The sequence below is a fragment of the Pseudonocardia zijingensis genome, from assembly GCF_042657305.1.
Classification (GTDB): domain Bacteria; phylum Actinomycetota; class Actinomycetes; order Mycobacteriales; family Pseudonocardiaceae; genus Pseudonocardia; species Pseudonocardia zijingensis.
This window is the reverse complement of sequence record NZ_JBHSKO010000011.1, coordinates 194112-208975: the sequence shown is the minus strand read 5'-3', so window position 1 is coordinate 208975 and position 14864 is coordinate 194112. Positions and strand designations below refer to the sequence as shown.

Annotated in this window: 13 protein-coding genes; 8 read left to right on the top strand and 5 right to left on the bottom strand. The window is 74.6% G+C overall.

Annotated features, from left to right (window positions below):
• The first annotated feature begins 41 nt into the window (after positions 1–41).
• Together ACFPL3_RS22370 and ACFPL3_RS22365 are read left to right on the top strand one after the other, a co-directional pair.
• The gene (locus ACFPL3_RS22370; protein ID WP_343942568.1) at positions 42–731 is read left to right on the top strand and encodes a response regulator transcription factor; all 690 of its coding nucleotides are present in this window, start codon (positions 42–44) and stop codon (positions 729–731) included.
• On the top strand, positions 731–1969 hold the full coding sequence (locus tag ACFPL3_RS22365; protein ID WP_343942567.1) for a sensor histidine kinase: 1239 nt from the start codon (positions 731–733) through the stop codon (positions 1967–1969). Before ACFPL3_RS22370 ends, ACFPL3_RS22365 begins: the two co-directional genes overlap by 1 nt.
• A gap of 27 nt (positions 1970–1996) precedes the next feature.
• Here the strand turns inward: ACFPL3_RS22365 and ACFPL3_RS22360 are convergent, their stop codons facing one another.
• Positions 1997–2566, bottom strand: coding sequence for a CGNR zinc finger domain-containing protein (locus ACFPL3_RS22360; protein WP_343942566.1), 570 nt, complete (start codon positions 2564–2566; stop codon positions 1997–1999).
• A 30-nt stretch (positions 2567–2596) separates the two neighbouring features.
• Here ACFPL3_RS22360 and ACFPL3_RS22355 point away from each other — a divergent pair, with 30 nt between their 5' ends.
• Positions 2597–3778, top strand: coding sequence for an MFS transporter (locus ACFPL3_RS22355; RefSeq protein WP_343942565.1), 1182 nt, complete (start codon positions 2597–2599; stop codon positions 3776–3778).
• A gap of 207 nt (positions 3779–3985) precedes the next feature.
• Here the strand turns inward: ACFPL3_RS22355 and ACFPL3_RS22350 are convergent, their stop codons facing one another.
• Positions 3986–4543: a dTDP-4-dehydrorhamnose 3,5-epimerase family protein gene (locus ACFPL3_RS22350; RefSeq protein ID WP_343942564.1), complete on the bottom strand. Its 558-nt coding sequence runs from the start codon at positions 4541–4543 to the stop codon at positions 3986–3988.
• A gap of 116 nt (positions 4544–4659) precedes the next feature.
• Between ACFPL3_RS22350 and ACFPL3_RS22345 the strand changes: the two genes are divergently transcribed.
• Positions 4660–5793 (top strand): class I SAM-dependent methyltransferase, encoded by a 1134-nt coding sequence (locus ACFPL3_RS22345; RefSeq protein WP_343942563.1) that lies wholly within the window; start codon positions 4660–4662, stop codon positions 5791–5793.
• 152 nt (positions 5794–5945) lie between these two features.
• On the opposite strand, the gene ACFPL3_RS22340 is transcribed toward ACFPL3_RS22345, so the two are convergent.
• The 3 genes from ACFPL3_RS22340 to ACFPL3_RS22330 form a co-directional block, all read right to left on the bottom strand.
• On the bottom strand, positions 5946–7388 hold the full coding sequence (locus ACFPL3_RS22340) for an Nramp family divalent metal transporter (protein WP_343942562.1): 1443 nt from the start codon (positions 7386–7388) through the stop codon (positions 5946–5948).
• A 253-nt stretch (positions 7389–7641) separates the two neighbouring features.
• Positions 7642–8118, bottom strand: a complete 477-nt coding sequence (locus ACFPL3_RS22335; RefSeq protein WP_343942561.1) for a carboxymuconolactone decarboxylase family protein — start codon at positions 8116–8118, stop codon at positions 7642–7644.
• A 91-nt stretch (positions 8119–8209) separates the two neighbouring features.
• Positions 8210–8542 carry a TetR-like C-terminal domain-containing protein gene (locus ACFPL3_RS22330; protein ID WP_343942560.1) on the bottom strand — a complete coding sequence of 111 codons (333 nt, stop codon included), beginning with the start codon at positions 8540–8542 and terminating at the stop codon, positions 8210–8212.
• A 104-nt stretch (positions 8543–8646) separates the two neighbouring features.
• On the opposite strand from ACFPL3_RS22330, the gene ACFPL3_RS22325 reads away from it, so the two are divergent.
• From ACFPL3_RS22325 to ACFPL3_RS22310, 4 genes are all read left to right on the top strand, one after another.
• Positions 8647–9642, top strand: a complete 996-nt coding sequence (locus ACFPL3_RS22325; protein ID WP_343942559.1) for an MFS transporter — start codon at positions 8647–8649, stop codon at positions 9640–9642.
• Positions 9643–9717: 75 nt separating this feature from the next.
• On the top strand, positions 9718–12342 hold the full coding sequence (locus tag ACFPL3_RS22320; protein ID WP_379589617.1) for a winged helix-turn-helix domain-containing protein: 2625 nt from the start codon (positions 9718–9720) through the stop codon (positions 12340–12342).
• Positions 12343–12417: 75 nt separating this feature from the next.
• Complete coding sequence (locus ACFPL3_RS22315) at positions 12418–14022, top strand: peptide chain release factor 3 (RefSeq protein ID WP_343942557.1); 1605 nt, start codon at positions 12418–12420, stop codon at positions 14020–14022.
• A 129-nt stretch (positions 14023–14151) separates the two neighbouring features.
• A complete protein-coding gene (locus ACFPL3_RS22310; protein WP_343942556.1) occupies positions 14152–14841 on the top strand; it encodes a methyltransferase domain-containing protein in 690 nt (229 codons plus the stop codon).
• Positions 14842–14864 lie beyond the last annotated feature (23 nt).

The following is a 14864-nucleotide window of genomic DNA, read 5'->3' as shown; positions in this document are numbered from 1 at the left end:
GACGCCACCGCCCGGTGTGCGCAGTCGCTAGCGTCTGCTCCATGCGGCTGCTGGTGGTCGAGGACGCGCAGGACCTCGCGGGTGCGTTGCGGGTGGGCCTCGGCCGGGCCGGCTACGCGGTCGACATCGCCCTCACCGGTGCTGACGCGGTGGCGAAGCTCGGCGTGAACGCATACGACCTGCTCGTGCTCGACGTCAACCTGCCCGACACCGACGGCTTCGCGCTCTGCCGCGGCGTGCGCGACGGCAGCGTCACCGGCCCCAGCGGCACCGGCCTGAAGATCCTCATGCTCACCGCCCGCGGTGAGCTCGCCGACCGGGTCCGCGGGCTCGACGAGGGCGCCGACGACTACCTGGTGAAGCCGTTCGCCCTCGCCGAGCTGCTCGCCCGCGCCCGCGCCCTCCTGCGCCGCGACCAGGCGGGCGGCACCGCCGTCCTCACCGTCGGCGACCTGCGCCTCGACGACGGGCGCAGCACCGCCACCCGCGGCGACCGCGACCTGCCGCTCACCCGCAAGGAGTTCGCCGTGCTGCGCTACCTCATGCACCGGCCGGGGCACGTCGTCCCGGCCGAGGAGCTGCTCGAGCACGTGTGGGACGAGAACACCGACCCGTTCACCCAGACCGTGCGAGTCACCGTCGGCACGCTGCGCCGCAAGCTCACCGTCGACGGCGAGGAACCGCTCATCGAGACCGTGATCGGGCGCGGCTACCGGCTCAGGGAGGCGTGATGGCACGTCCGGTGTGGACCCAGACGATCCGGTTCCGGCTCGCCGCCGCCTACTCGCTCGTGCTGTTCGGGCTGGCCGCGCTCGTGCTCGTGGCCGTCTACACGGTGGTGTCGCAGAGCGTCGACGCCGCGCCGCTGAACCCGATCACGGTGCAGAAGGTCAAGGAGGTCGACGGCCGGATCGTGCTGCGCGACGGCGAGCAGTTCCAGGCGGCCGACCTCGCCAGCGTGCAGGAGGCGGTCAACCACAAGGCGCTCGAGCTCATGCGCGACGCGTCGAGCGCGGCGCTGGGCGGGCTGCTCGTCGTGAGCTTCGGCGTGGGGTGGTGGCTCGCGGGTCGGGTGCTGCGCCCGGTGCAGCGGGTCACCGCCACGGCGCGCGAGATCGGCGCCACCGACCTCTCGCGCCGCATCGCCCTCGACGGGCCGCGCGACGAGCTGCGCGACCTCGCCGACACCGTCGACGACATGCTCGACCGCCTCGACCGGGCCTTCGCCGCCCAGCGCCAGATGATCGACGACGCCTCGCACGAGCTGCGCAACCCCCTCGCGATCATCCAGATCAACCTCGACGCCGTCCTGGCGCGCGACGACGTCGACGCGGCCGAGCGGCGGCGGGCGAGCGCCGTCACCGCGCGCGCCACCCAGCGCATGAGCAGCCTCATCGAGGACCTGCTCGCCGCGGCCCGGCGCGCCGCGCCCGCGTTCACCGACACCGACGTCGACCTCGGGCAGGTCGCCGACGAGGCGGCCGACGCCTTCACGCTGCTCGCCGAGGGCGACGGGCTGCGGCTCACCCGGCGGTTCACGTCCGGGCTCGGCCTGATCGGTGACCCGGAGGCGCTGCGCCGCGCCGTGGACAACCTGCTCTCCAACGCCGTGCGGGTGTCACCGCCGGGGGAGGAGATCGTGCTCGCCACCGGGCGGACGGGCGGCTGGGCCTGGCTCGCCGTCCGCGACCACGGTCCCGGGATCCCGCCCGAGCACCAGGAGCGGGTGTTCGACCGGTTCTGGCGCGGCCCGGACACCGCGGACGGGCGCGACCGCGGCACCGGCCTGGGCCTCGCGATCGTCCGGCAGGTGGTGGAGAGCCACGGCGGCAGCGTCGCGATCCACAGCGCGCCCGGCGCGGGCACCACGTTCGTGCTCTGGCTCCCGCTGCGCGCGGCCGGGGCGGTGGAACGGACGCCGCGGCCGCCCGCGTCGGACCCGCTCGCCACCCACCCCGTCCCCTCCTGACGGTACGAACGGCACCTCCGTACCGCTCTATCGGACGGGAGTGCCGCTCGTACGGTCGGTGCGGCGGCGGGCCCGGTGGTTGGCGACGTGGACCCGGTTGCCGCACACCTCGGGCACGCAGTAGCGGCGCCGGCCCGCCCTGCTGGTGTCGACGAACATGCCGTCGCAGGTGGGGGCCGCGCAGTGGCGGATCCGGTCGGGCCCGAGCGCGCGCAGCGTGGACAGCAGGGCCGTGCCGGTGAGCAGCGCGAGCCGGTCGGCGAGCGGGGCCCCGGGCCGGGCACGCACGTGCCACTGCCACCTGCCCTCGGCGTCGCGGTGCAGGTCCAGGCCGCCCGCGGTGGCGGTGAGCGCGGCGAGGCACCCCGGCTCGGGGTGCTCGAGCGCGGCGCGCAACGTGCGGCGCAGGGCATGCACCGCGGCCACGTCGGCGGCACTCGGCGGGGCATCGGGCCCGATGCCGCGCTCGGCGAGGAACCGCGTGAGCGCGGCGGCGTCGGGGAGCGTGTCGCGGCCGCTCATGACCTCCGGAGCGGAGTTGACCAGGTCGGTGGCGACCGCGGCCCCGACCCGGTAATCCTCCAGCAGGATTTGCACCCCTTACCGGCCTCCCCTAACGTGTAACGGGTGAACGCAGCCTACACCCCTGTACGGGTTCGGCCGGAAGTGGTGCTGATCGGGCTGCTGGCACTGGCGCTGAACCTGCGCACCGCGCTGGCCGGGTACCCGCCGCTCATCGACGCGGTGCGCGCCGACCTGGGCCTCTCCGCGGGCGCCGCCGGGTTCGTGCAGACCGGGGCGGTGCTGATGATGGCGGCCGGCTCGCTCGCGGGCCCTGCCGTCGCGCGGCGCGGGGGACCGGAACGCGCGCTCGTAGCAGCGGTCGCGCTGGTCGCGCTGGGCAGCCTCGTGCGGGGCGTCCCCACCGTCGTGCCGCTGGTGGCGGGCAGCCTCCTCGCCGGGTTCGGCATCGGGGTGGCCGGCGTCCTGCTCACCGGGGTGGTGAAGCACCACCTGCCCGACCGGGCCGGCGCGGTCACCGGCGCGTACGTCGTGGCGATGATGATCCCCGCCACCGTGGCGAGCGCCGTGGCGGTGCCGCTCGCCGTCGCGGTGGGCGGGTGGTCGCTCGCGCTGGCCGTGTGGGCTGTGCCCGCGGTGCTCGCCCTCGCCGCCTGGGTGCCGGTGGCACGGCGGACCGGGCGCCCCGCACCCACCGAACGGGCCGGGCTGCCCTGGCGCGACCGCCTCGCCCGGCTCGCCGCCGCCCACCAGTCCGCGGCGTCGCTCCTCGTGTACGGCTGGATGACCTGGCTCGCGCCCTACCTCACCAGCCGCGGCTGGAGCCCCCGCGACGCGGGCGTCGTGCTCGGCGTCTGGGCCGCCGCGCAGGTGCCGGGCGCCCTCGTGATCCCGGCGCTCGCCGAACACTCCGGGCGCTGGCGGTTCTGGTCGGTCGTGGCGCTCGTGAGCACGGCGGTCGGCACGCTCGGCCTGCTGCTCGCGCCCCTGCCGCCCGTCCTGGGGCCGTGGCTGTGGGCCACGCTCGTGGGCATCGGCTCCGGCGCCGGGTTCCCGCTGGGCCTCGCCGTGGTGGCCTGGCGCACCCCCGACGCGGCCGCCAGCGCCGCCACCAGCGGCATGGCCCTCGGGATCGGCTACACCACCGCGGGCGTCGGCCCGTTCGCCATGGGCGTCCTCATCGACCTGACCGCCGGCTACGCCGCCGCCATCGGCGTGCTCGTCGTCGCCGTGGCCGTGCAGGCGGTCGCGATCATCCGCATCGGCGACGCCGAGCGCGCCTGCTGAGGCCGCCCGGGTTGCTCGCACACGACCTGTGGTGCACACACACCGACTGCAACTGGTGCGTGAGCACCCAGCCTGGTGTGTGAGCGCCTGAGGTGGTGCGCCGGCCGTGCGGTCGCCGCCGCCCCGGGCTGCTCGCACACAACTTGTGGTGTCGGCACATCGATTGCAGTCGGTGTGTGAGCACCCGAGGTTGTGTGCGAGGGGCCGTCAGCGGGCGGCCGTCGCCTCCAGCCGCCGGGTGAGGTCGGCCCAGCTGCTACCTGCCTTGTCCTTCTCGCTCATCACCGAGACGGGGAGGGGCCAGTCGATCGCGAGGTCGGGGTCGTCGAAGCGGACCGTGACGTCCTCGGCGGGGTCGTGAGGGGCGTCGATGCGGTAGCAGGTGTCGGCCTCGGTGAGCGCCTGGAACCCGTGCAGGCAGCCGCGGGGGATGTAGATGCTCGTCATGTTCTCGTCGTCGAGGCGGAACGATTCCACGGTGCCCAGAGTGGGTGAACCCGGCCGCGCGTCGACCACGACGTCGAAGATCGCGCCCCGCGCGCAGCGCACCAGTTTCGCCTCGCCGCGCCCGACCCGGCCGTGGAGTCCGCGCAGTCCGGCGCGTACCGTGCGCGACTGGGAGTCCTGCAGGAACGCGTGCGGGTCCACGCCAGCGTCTCGCGCCACGTCGGCGTCGAAGGTGCGGCTGAACCACCCGCGTTCGTCGCGGTGCGGCGACGGCTCGAACACCAGGAGGCCGGCGATCCCGGTCTCTCGGACGTGCATGGCGCCTCCACCAGCGGTGCCTCGTGTCACGGTTCGATGTGCCTGGGTGACGTCCCGGGCGTTCGCGCCGACCTTACCGCCGTGCCGTTCGAGAGCCGGACCGATCCGGGAGACAGATGGTGATCGCCAGCCCCGCCTGCCGTTCCTGTCACCGCACCGACGGAGACATCGTCCTCGACCTCGGCGCGCAGCCGTCGTCGGAGCTGTTCCCGAAGATCGACGATCCCGGTCCCGACGAGCTCTACCCGCTGCGGATGTGGCTGTGCGCGAACTGCGGGCTGGCCCAGCTCGCCGACGACGCGGACGTGCCGGAGGAGGTCGTGGGCTCCGAGCCTGCGGCGCTCACGGCGCAGCGGGCCGACGCGGTGCGCGAGCTCGCGGCGGCGGGCGCGTTTCCGGCCGGTGGTCGCGCCGCGGAGTTCCCGAGCCCGCACGGCGGCAGCTGGCTGCCGCTCCTGGCCGACCACGGGTTCACGGCGACGCCGTACGCGGCCGCGGCCGAGCAGGGTGGGGCCGAGCTGGTGGTCGACGGCTGCTTCGGGGTGATGCACGAGCCCGACCAGGACGCGGCGCTGCGCGAGCGCGCGGCGGCGGTGGCCCCCGGCGGGCGGCTGGTGGTGCAGTTCCACTCGTTGCACGCGATCGTGTCCGGCGCGCAGTGGAACGCGTTGCGCCTGGGCCACTACGCCTACTACTCGACGCCCGCGATGATCACGATGCTGGAGCGCGTGGGTTTCACCGTCGCCACCGCGCGCCGGTTCCCCCTCTACGGGGGCACGGTGGCGCTCGTGGCGGGTCGCACCTCGGAGTCGCCCGCGGTGGACGCGGCGGCCGTCGACGCGGTGGTGGCGCCCGAGCTCGCCGCGGGGATGCTGCGCCGGTCGGCCGTGGGCGCCCTGCAGCACTCGGTGCAGCGCACCGCCGGGTCGTTGCGGGAGATGCTCGTGGCGCAGCGGGCCGCGGGCCGGCGGGTGTACGGGTACGCGGCGGCGTCGCGGGCGGTGTCGCTGCTGCGCCTCGCCGACCTGGACGCGGGCCTGCTCGCGGGCGTGGCGGACGCGTCGCCGGGCAAGCAGGACCGGCGGATGCCCGGCACCGACATTCCGATCATCACGCCGCAGGAACTGGTGGCGGCGCAGCCCGACGTCGTGCTGGTGTTCGTGTCGGAGCTGGTGGGCGAGGCGCGGGCCGCGCTGCCCGAGATCGAGCGGCACGGGGGCACCTGGGTGGACGCGGGCGCGGGCCGGTAGACGTGCGTGGACCGGCCGTCCCGTGCGGGGCGGCCGGTCCACGGCGGATCAGGCGAGCGTGATGATGCCCGTGGCCCACATCAGGCCGACGAGGACGATCCAGATCGTCATCGCGACCAGCACCTTGAGCCACAGCTGGCGGATCACGCCTGCTACCCCACGATCCCGAGCTGGTCGAGGACGAGCAGCACCGACAGGAAGCCGAAGAACAGGAACGAGACGGCCAGCACGGCCATTCGCACCCCGCCGAGCTTGATCTCCTTCGGCAGCGCCCTGCGGTTGAGCATCATGAGCAGGCCGGAGTAGATGAACATCTGGACGCCCGCGATGGACGACGAGATCACGACGAGCACGAACGGCTGGTCGAAGCCCACGAGCAGGATCACCGAGCCCACGACGATCATCGCCCACACCGACGCGGCGTAGATCCGGCTCTCGGTCCAGAACGGGCTGTCCTTGAGCGCGTTGATCTTGAACTGGTCGGCGATCAGCCGGCTGGTGTAGTCGAGGATGCCGAGGTTCGTCGTGAACAGCGCGATGACCGCGGTGATCCAGAAGGCGACGCCGAACCAGGGCGCCACGGTCTCCTGCAGGGCCTCACCCTCCAGGCGCAGGAACGCGAGGTCCTGCTCCTGCACGTTGCCGACACCCAGCGTCGAGTACGCCAGCACCGACATGATGATCAGCGTCAGTACGCCGATCAGGAAGAACGTGATGAACTGCTCCCAGTTCGCCACCTTCCACCAGCCGCGCCACCGCCGCATGTTCTCCGCGTCGGTCGGGAACACGTAGCCCAGGGACGGCTTCGCCTCCTCGTGGCCGGTGATCGGGGAGACGATCTTGGGCATGTGCATGCCCATGCCCATGCCCTTGTCGCGGATGTAGTTGCTCTGCACGAGGTTGTTGGCGCCACCCGCGCCGGCGAAGGCCAGCGCACCCAGGAGCAGCGCGACGCCCAGCCCCGCCTGCCCGGCCGGGAAGCCGACGCCGTCGGTGACGAGCGCGCCCCAGGCCTCACCCGTGGTCGCCGCGGGGATCGCGATGATCACGAAGAGCATGATCAATCCGACGAGCACGCCCTGGATCTTCTCGACGGCCTGGTAGACGACCGGCGAGAGCGTGAGCGTGATGCCGATGGCCAGCAGAGCCGCGATCGTGATCGGCACGACGGGGGCGTCCTCACCCATGCCGAACACGTACGTGGCCGCCGTGGCCGCACCCGTCGCCCAGCCCGGCCAGAAGTTCTGCAGGAGGGCGAAGATGACGAACAGCCACCACCACGGCTTCCAGAACCGGGTGAACCCGGTGATCGCGGTCTCCCCGGTGGCGAGCGTGTAGCGCTCGATCTCCATGTTGAGGAAGAACTGGATCCCGAACCCCACGAGCGCGGCCCACATGAACGTGAAGCCGATCTGGGTGGTGATGTAGGGCCACAGGATCATCTCGCCGGAGCCGATGGCGGTGGCGAGGATGATGACGCTCGCGCCCGACACCTTCCGCAGGGGTACCGGTTCCGGGAGGTCCCGGAAGTCGACGGGTGGGAGGTACTTGGTGGGGAGGTGGGCGCTCCGCTCGGAACTGCTCGATGCCGTCATACGGTTCCTCGTCTCACCGCGGGGGCGTTTCTCGTGGTGCGATCGCGCCAGGTGGAACCGCGGGTGCTCGAGCTGCTCCGTCGCCCAGGGCCACCGCGCCTCCTTGCGCGTCCGGGTGGTGCATGCCATCTGAACAGCCGCCTCACCCGCGTGGGTGAGGAGTGCGGACGATCGCAGCAGGTGCGGTAAACGCTGTCAAGCGCTGGCGGCGGGCGCGGGACCGCCACGGGTGCGTGCCCGCGCCGGCCGGCGCTCAGGCGGGTGCCGCCGCGGGAGCCGCTGCCCGGCGCAGCATGCCGGGCGTGGTCCGCACGGCGACGTTGAGGACGTTCCACGCCGTGATGGTCGCGATGGCGGTGACCAGCGCGGCGAGCTCGGACGGCGAGTAGTGCCGCTCGGCCTCGGCCCACGTCTCGTCCGAGACGCCGCCGGGGCCCATCCGCGTCGCCTCCTCGGTGAGCGCGAGCGCCGCGCGCTCCTCGGGGGTGAACCACGGGGCCTCGCGCCACGTCACCACCGAGAAGAGCCGCTCGTCCGACTCGCCCTCGGCCTTGAGCTCGTGGGCGTGCATGTCCGTGCAGAACGCGCACCCGTTGATCTGGCTGGCGCGCAGCTTCATCAGGTGCAGCGTGCGCCGGGGGACCGGGCAGCGCGCCAGGTAGCCCTCCAGCCCGTACATGGCCTTGAGCGCGGCGGGGTCGACGTCCTGCATGCTCAGGCGTTCGGTCATCTTCGTGCTCCCTCCGCGGCGCGGTGCGCGCCGCACGCAGGAGGGACGGCGTGGGTGGGTGGGTCGTGACAGCCGCGCGCGGTGACCCCGGTCACGCGCGGGCGTGGTGGGCCTGCGTGAGCTCGCGGCTGTGGGCCACGAGCCGGGGGTGGTCCACGGCGATCCCCGCCAGCAGCGCCTCGACCGCCTGCTCGACGCCGCGCTCGGGGGTGGGGGCGTGCCCGAACAGCGCGCGGTGGTGCACCACCGCGGACAGCATGTCCAGCACGAGCGTGCGGTCGACGTCGGCGCGCAGGTCACCGCGGGTCACGGCCCGTTCCAGCATCTGCGCGACGGCGGCGCGTGGCGGGTCGAACAGCGCGGCGAGGAACGCGTCGCGCAGCTCGGGCACGGCGGCGCAGTCGGCGAACAGCGCGGCGAGCACACCCGGGCGGATCTGCGGAACGCGGTGACGAAGACGCCCATGCCCTCGCCGAGGTCGCACAGGGTGCAGCCGGTGTCGGGCACCGGGAACTCCCCGAGGCGGGCATGGTCGTCAGCGTAGTTGGGGCCCGGCTGCTGCCCGAGGTGCGCGACCCGGCGCCCGGCCGCTTCGACGTGCCCGGCGCGGTGCTGTCGGTCGTGGGCGTGCTCGCCGTGATCTACGGCGTCAAGCGGCTCGCCGAGGCGGGCGCGGACGCGGGCGCCCTGCTCGCGCTGGTGGTGGGCATCGCCGTCGGTGCCGTGTTCGTGCGCAGGCAGCGGCGCACCGCCCACCCGCTGCTCGACGTCGGCCTCTTCCGCTCGGCGGCGTTCAGCACGTCGGTGCTGGTCAACGTGCTGATCGGGGTCACCCTCGCCGGGATCTTCCTGTTCGTGGCCCAGTACCTGCAGCTCGTGATCGGGATGAGCCCGCTGGTGGCAGGCCTGTGGCTGATCCCCTCGACCGCGGGCATCATCGCCGGATCGCTGCTAACGCCGCTGCTGGTGCGCCGCGTCCCCGCGCGCCGGCTCGTGGCCGCCGGCCTCGCGGTGGCGGCGGCGGGGCTGGTGGTCATCGCCCAGGTCGGCGCCGAGCCCGACCTCGCCCTGCTCGTGGCGGGCACCGTGGTGCTGGGGATCGGGGCCGCGCCCGCGTCCACGCTGAGCGTCGACCTGATCGTCGGTGCGGCGCCCGCCGAGCGGGCCGGTGCCGCGTCGGCGATCTCCGAGACCGGCAACGAGCTGGGCAACGCGCTCGGGATCGCGCTGCTGGGCAGCATCGGCGTGGCGGTCTACCGCGCGACGATGACCGGCGCCGTGCCGGCCGGCCCGGCCTCGCAGCTCGCGCCCCACGAGGCGGCCGCGGCCGCCGACACGCTCGCCGGTGCCCACGAGGTGGCCGCCACGCTCCCGGCGCCCGCCGGGGCCGAGCTGGTGGCCACCGCCACCGACGCCTTCGTCGGCGGGATGCAGCTGTCCGCGTGGCTGGGCGCCGTACTGGCCGCGGCCGCCGCCGTCGCCGTGCCGGTGCTCCTGCGCCGGACCGGCGGTGACCGGCGGTGATCGCGGCTCGGCGCGCCGTGGCGCGCGGGGGTGAGAGTGCTTGTCCGTGGCGCGGGGGCCGGTAGCCTCCTGGCAGTGACCGCCGAGAGCGGGCGTGCGCGCCCCGGCGTTCCCCTGGTGAAGACGGCCGTTCCGCGGCTGTCTCGCCGCCATGTGCCGCGGGCCCGGCTGCTGGCCGCCCTGGACGAGGCCGCCGAGGGGCAGGTCACGCTGGTGTGCGCGCCTGCCGGGTACGGCAAGACGCAACTGCTGGCCGAGTGGGTGGCGCGCGCGCCCGAGCAGGTGGCCTGGGTGTCGCTCGACGACGACGACACCGATGACCGCCGGTTCTGGTCGGCGGTGCTCGCGGCACTCGGCTCCTGCCCGGCCGTTCCCGCAGGCAGCGCGGTGCACGATCTCGCCGTGCCGGCGCGGCCCAGCCGCGACCCGGAGTTCCTCGCCGCGGTCGTGGACGCCGTGGCCGCCCTGCCCGGCCCGGTCCGGCTCGTGCTCGACGACGTGCACGAGCTGACCGCACCCGCCCCGCTGCACGGTCTGGCGGCGCTGGTGCGCGACCGCTCGCCGGGGCTGAGGCTGGTGCTGTCGGGGCGCACCGATCCACCGCTGCCGCTGTCGCGCATGCGGCTGGAGGGGCAGCTGTGCGAGGTGCGGGCGCAGCTGCTGCGCTTCTCGGTGTCCGAGGCCGCGCAGATGCTCCTCTCCGCGGACATCCCCGCCCGCCCGGACCAGGTCCGGCTGCTGGTCGAGCAGACCGAGGGCTGGGCCGCAGGCCTGCGGCTGGCGGCGCTGTCGCTGCGGGAGGCCCAGGACCCCGACCAGTTCCTCACCGACCTGGTCGGCAACGGGCGGGCGGTGTCGGACTACCTGTTCGGGGAGATCCTCTCCCGGCTCCCGGTCGCCACGCGCGACCTGCTGGGCGCGGTGAGCATCTGCAGCCGGATCTCCGCACCGCTGGCCGGGGCGCTGACGGGCCGGTCCGACGCGGGAGAGGTGCTGGACGCCCTGGAGCGGGAGACGGGGCTGGTGCTCAGCACGGGTGTGGGCCGCACCTGGTACCGGCTGCACCCGCTCCTGCGCTCGCACCTGCGCGCCGACCTGCAGCGCCGCCGCCCGGACCTGGTGGTGCGGCTGCACGGCCGGGCGGCCGACTGGTTCGCCGAGGCCGGGCAGCCGGGCACCGCGCTGTCCTACGCGCGCCAGGGCGGGGCGCCCGACCGCGTCCGGCGGCTGCTGCGCGAGCACGCCACCACGCTGATCGCCGACGGTGAGCACGAGCAGGTCTGCGCCGCCCTGGAGTGGCTCGGGGCGCCCTTCCGCCACGACCCGTTGCTGGCGCTGGTGGCCGCGCTCGTGGCCACCGAGAACGGGGCGCTCGCCGAGGCCGACGACCACGTGGCGATGGCCGATGCGGCGTGGCCGTCGGACCCGCCACCGGAGCTGGTGGCGCTGCGGGGGCTCGTCCGGTCGCGGCGCACCATCCTCACCGGCGACCCGGGTGCACCCGCGGCCGTGGTGGGCCCCGATGCCGCCGAGGGGCTGGGCCTCGCCCCGATGGCGATGCTGCACCTCGCCGCGCAGCAGCTCGGGGCGGGCCGGCGCGACGAGGCGCGCGGCATCGTCGAGTCCGCGCTCGAGCAGGCCCGCAGGCAGCACCACGGCTACCTCGCCGCGCTCGCGCTCACCCTGCTCGCCGCGATCGCCGCGGGAGAGGGCGACTACCGGCGGATGGCGGCGCTCGCCGAGGCGGCCGACGCCGAGCCGGGCAACCCGGGCTGGCAGGCCACGGTCGGCGCGCTCTGGGCGTCCACCACGCGCGCGTACGGCGCGCTGCTGCGCTCCGAGCCGGACCGGTGCCTGGAGCTGGTGTCCGACGGGGCGGACCGGCCGTCGCGCGGCTCGGTCGAGGCCCGCGCGCTGCGCACCGCCCTGACCGGCGCCGCGCTGTTCGACCTCGGCCGCAGCGCGGAGGGCGTGGACCGCCTCCACGAGGCCCACCTGCTCGCCGCGGGCGCCGGCGGCCCGGCCGAGGTCACCGCGAGCGTCGCCGTGCTCGAACACGCCGCGGCCACGGCCCTGGGGCGGGGCGACCTCGCGCGTAGCGCCGCGAGCTGGGCCGAGGAGGAGCTCGGCGCGGCCGGGGAGCTGGTGCTGCTGCACGCGCGGCAGCGCGCCGCGCACGGCCGGTACCGGCCCGCGAGCGACGCGCTCGTGCCGCTGTGGGATGGGTCGGCGCCGCCCGTGCTGCCGTGGACCCTGGCGGACGCCCGGGTGCTGGAGTGCGGTCTCGCGCTGCGCCTCGACCAGCGCGCCCGCGCCCGGCGCGAACTGGACCACGCGCTGGAGCTCTGCGCCGCCATGGACGTGGTGCGGCCGCTGGCGTCGGGCCCCGCCGAGGTCATCGACCTGCTGGTCCGCCACGTCGGGAGCTTCGGCAACCAGGAGGACCTCGCCGCGCGCGTGCTCGCGACGCAACGGCGCCGCGCCGCGCCGCCGGTGGCGCTCACCGACCGGGAACGCGCGGTGCTGAGCCTGCTGCCCACGCAGCGGTCGTTCGAGGAGATCGCCGACGATCTGACCGTCTCCCACAGCACCGTCAAGACGCACGTGCGCGCGATCTACAGCAAGTTCGGTGTGCGCTCCCGGCGCGAGGCGGTGGCCCGCGCGCGCCGCCACGGGATCCTCTCGGCGGATCTGCGCTGATGGATCTGCGCTGACCCATCCGCGCCGACCGGCCGCCCGCGGCCCCGATCGGCGCGCGATTAGGCTGGAGGCCTCATGCCAGAGGTCCTTCCCGAGCCGGCCGGGGTGCCGGGAGAAGCGCGCAGGCGCCGTACGTTCGCCGTGATCAGCCACCCGGACGCGGGCAAGTCCACTCTCACCGAGGCGCTCGCGCTCTACGCCGAGGTGATCGACACCGCGGGCGCCGTGCACGGCAAGTCGGGCCGCCGTGGCGTCACGTCGGACTGGATGGAGATGGAGCGCAAGCGCGGCATCTCCATCACCTCCGCGGTGCTGCAGTTCGCCTACCGCGACTGTGTGATCAACCTGCTCGACACGCCGGGCCACGGCGACTTCTCCGAGGACACCTACCGGGTGCTCGCCGCCGTCGACGCCGCGGTGATGCTGCTCGACGCCGCCAAGGGCCTCGAGCCGCAGACGCTCAAGCTGTTCGACGTCTGCCGCTCCCGCGGGATCCCGGTGCTCACGTTCGTCAACAAGTGGGACCGGCCCGGCCGCGAGGCCCTGGAGCTGCTCGACGAGGTGGAGCAGACGATCGGGCTGCGCCCGATGCCGCTCACCTGGCCGGTCGGGATCGCGGGGGAGCTGCGCGGGCTCGTCGAGGTGGCCACGGGCGAGTTCACCCGGTTCACCCGCACCGCAGGCGGCGCCACCCGGGCCGAGGCGGAGGTGGTGCCGGAGGCGGAGGTCGCCGCCGCCGAGCCGGAGTTCTGGCCCGCCGCGCAGGACGAGCTCGCGCTGCTGGCCGAGATCGGCGCCGGGTTCGACGAGAAGGACTTCCTCGCGGGCATCGCGACGCCGGTGCTGTTCGGGGCCGCGCTCACCGGGGTGGGGGTGGCGCGCCTGCTCGAAGCGCTCGTGGATCTCGCGCCCGCTCCCGCGCCCCGCGACGACGCCGAGGGCAACCCGCGCCCCCTCGACGCCCCGACCTCCGGGCTGGTGTTCAAGGTGCAGGCGGGCATGGACCGCGCCCACCGCGACCGGATGGCGTTCGTGCGGATCTGCTCGGGCCGGTTCGAGCGCGGCATGGTGCTCACGCACGCCGCCACCGGCCGCCCGTTCGCCACGAAGTACGCGCAGGCGGTGTTCGGCCAGCAGCGCACCACCGTGGAGGAGGCGTTCCCGGGCGACATCGTCGGCCTGGTCAACGCGGGTGCCCTGCGTCCCGGCGACACCCTCTACGCCGCCGAACCGGTGCACTTCCCGGCGATCCCGAGCTTCGCGCCCGAGCACTTCGCCGTGGTGCGCGCGGCCGACACCGGCGCCTTCAAGCAGTTCCGGCGCGGGATCGAGCAGCTCGACAGCGAGGGCGTCATCCAGGTGCTGGTCTCCGACCTGCGCGGCGACCAGGCCCCGGTGCTCGCCGCCGTCGGGCCGCTGCAGTTCGAGGTGGTGACCTCCCGGCTCGAGTCGGAGTTCCGCGCCCCCGTCACGCTAGAGCACCTGGGCTACTCGATCGCCCGCCGCACCGACGAGGCGGGCGCCGAGCTGCTGGCCGGTCAGAGCGAGGTGGAGGTCCTCACCCGACGCGCCGACGGCACCCTGCTCGCGGTGTTCAGCAACAAGTGGCGGATGGAGACCGTCCGCCGCAAGTTCGACGACCTGGTGCTGGAGCCGCTGCCGGCCGGAAGCGTACGCTGACCCGCTGCTGCCTGTAGTCCGATCGGACTGTTGCGCGGCGGCCTTCTGCCGCATCCGCGCTACCGTCCCGGGAGGTATCGGCCCTGCCGGTGCGCGCAACCGGTGAGGGCCCGGGGGCAGGGGAAGCGCATGGCAGAAGCGACGGGAACAACGCGAACGCACGCGCACTGGGATCCGGACGCGGCCTCCACACTCGGCACCAGCGAGGGGGAGAGCGCGCGGCTGTTGCGCCAGGCCGAGGAGCTGACGCCCGTCAGCGGGGAGCTGCTCGACCGCGTCGGCCTGGCGGAGGGGCAGACCGCCCTCGACCTGGGCTGCGGGCCGCGGGGCACGCTGGAGCTGATGGCCGAGCGGGTGGGGCCGGGCGGCCGGGTGGTCGGCGTCGACGCCGACGAGGCGCACGTGGCGATGGCGGCCCGGTTCGCCGCCGAGCGCGGGCTGCAGGGCGTCGAGGTGGGGACGGCCGACGCCCGTGACACGCGGCTGCCGTCCGGCACGTTCGACCTGGTGCCGGTGGTCTTCAGCCGCAACGGCGCCGACCCGAACATCGGGCGCCGGGTGCCGGAGCTGTACCGCCGGGCCGGGCCCACCGACGTGCAGGTCGACGGCATCGTGCAGGTGTTCCCGCCGGGTCACACCCGCCGCACGCCCCTGGTCGACCTGGTGCGCAGCATGCGCCCGCACGTGGTGGAGCTGGGGCCGGCCGGCGAGGCGGAGCTCGAGGAGCTGGACGCCGCGGCCCGGGCGCACCTCGAGCACCCCGACACCCTCGTCATGTCCCACCCGATCTTCATGACCTGGGGCCGCGCACCCGCCTGAGCAGCGGTCACCGGCACGTCTGG

Excerpts from the sequence above, each read along its gene's own strand:
- ACFPL3_RS22370 (WP_343942568.1), top strand. The coding sequence starts at position 42 with ATGCGGCTGCTGGTGGTCGAGGACGCGCAGGACCTCGCGGGTGCGTTG.
- ACFPL3_RS22365 (WP_343942567.1), top strand. The coding sequence starts at position 731 with ATGGCACGTCCGGTGTGGACCCAGACGATCCGGTTCCGGCTCGCCGCC.
- ACFPL3_RS22350 (WP_343942564.1), bottom strand. The coding sequence starts at position 4,543 with ATGCACGTCCGAGAGACCGGGATCGCCGGCCTCCTGGTGTTCGAGCCG.
- ACFPL3_RS22345 (WP_343942563.1), top strand. The coding sequence starts at position 4,660 with ATGGTGATCGCCAGCCCCGCCTGCCGTTCCTGTCACCGCACCGACGGA.
- ACFPL3_RS22340 (WP_343942562.1), bottom strand. The coding sequence starts at position 7,388 with ATGACGGCATCGAGCAGTTCCGAGCGGAGCGCCCACCTCCCCACCAAG.
- ACFPL3_RS22335 (WP_343942561.1), bottom strand. The coding sequence starts at position 8,118 with ATGACCGAACGCCTGAGCATGCAGGACGTCGACCCCGCCGCGCTCAAG.
- ACFPL3_RS22325 (WP_343942559.1), top strand. The coding sequence starts at position 8,647 with ATGGTCGTCAGCGTAGTTGGGGCCCGGCTGCTGCCCGAGGTGCGCGAC.
- ACFPL3_RS22315 (WP_343942557.1), top strand. The coding sequence starts at position 12,418 with ATGCCAGAGGTCCTTCCCGAGCCGGCCGGGGTGCCGGGAGAAGCGCGC.
- ACFPL3_RS22310 (WP_343942556.1), top strand. The coding sequence starts at position 14,152 with ATGGCAGAAGCGACGGGAACAACGCGAACGCACGCGCACTGGGATCCG.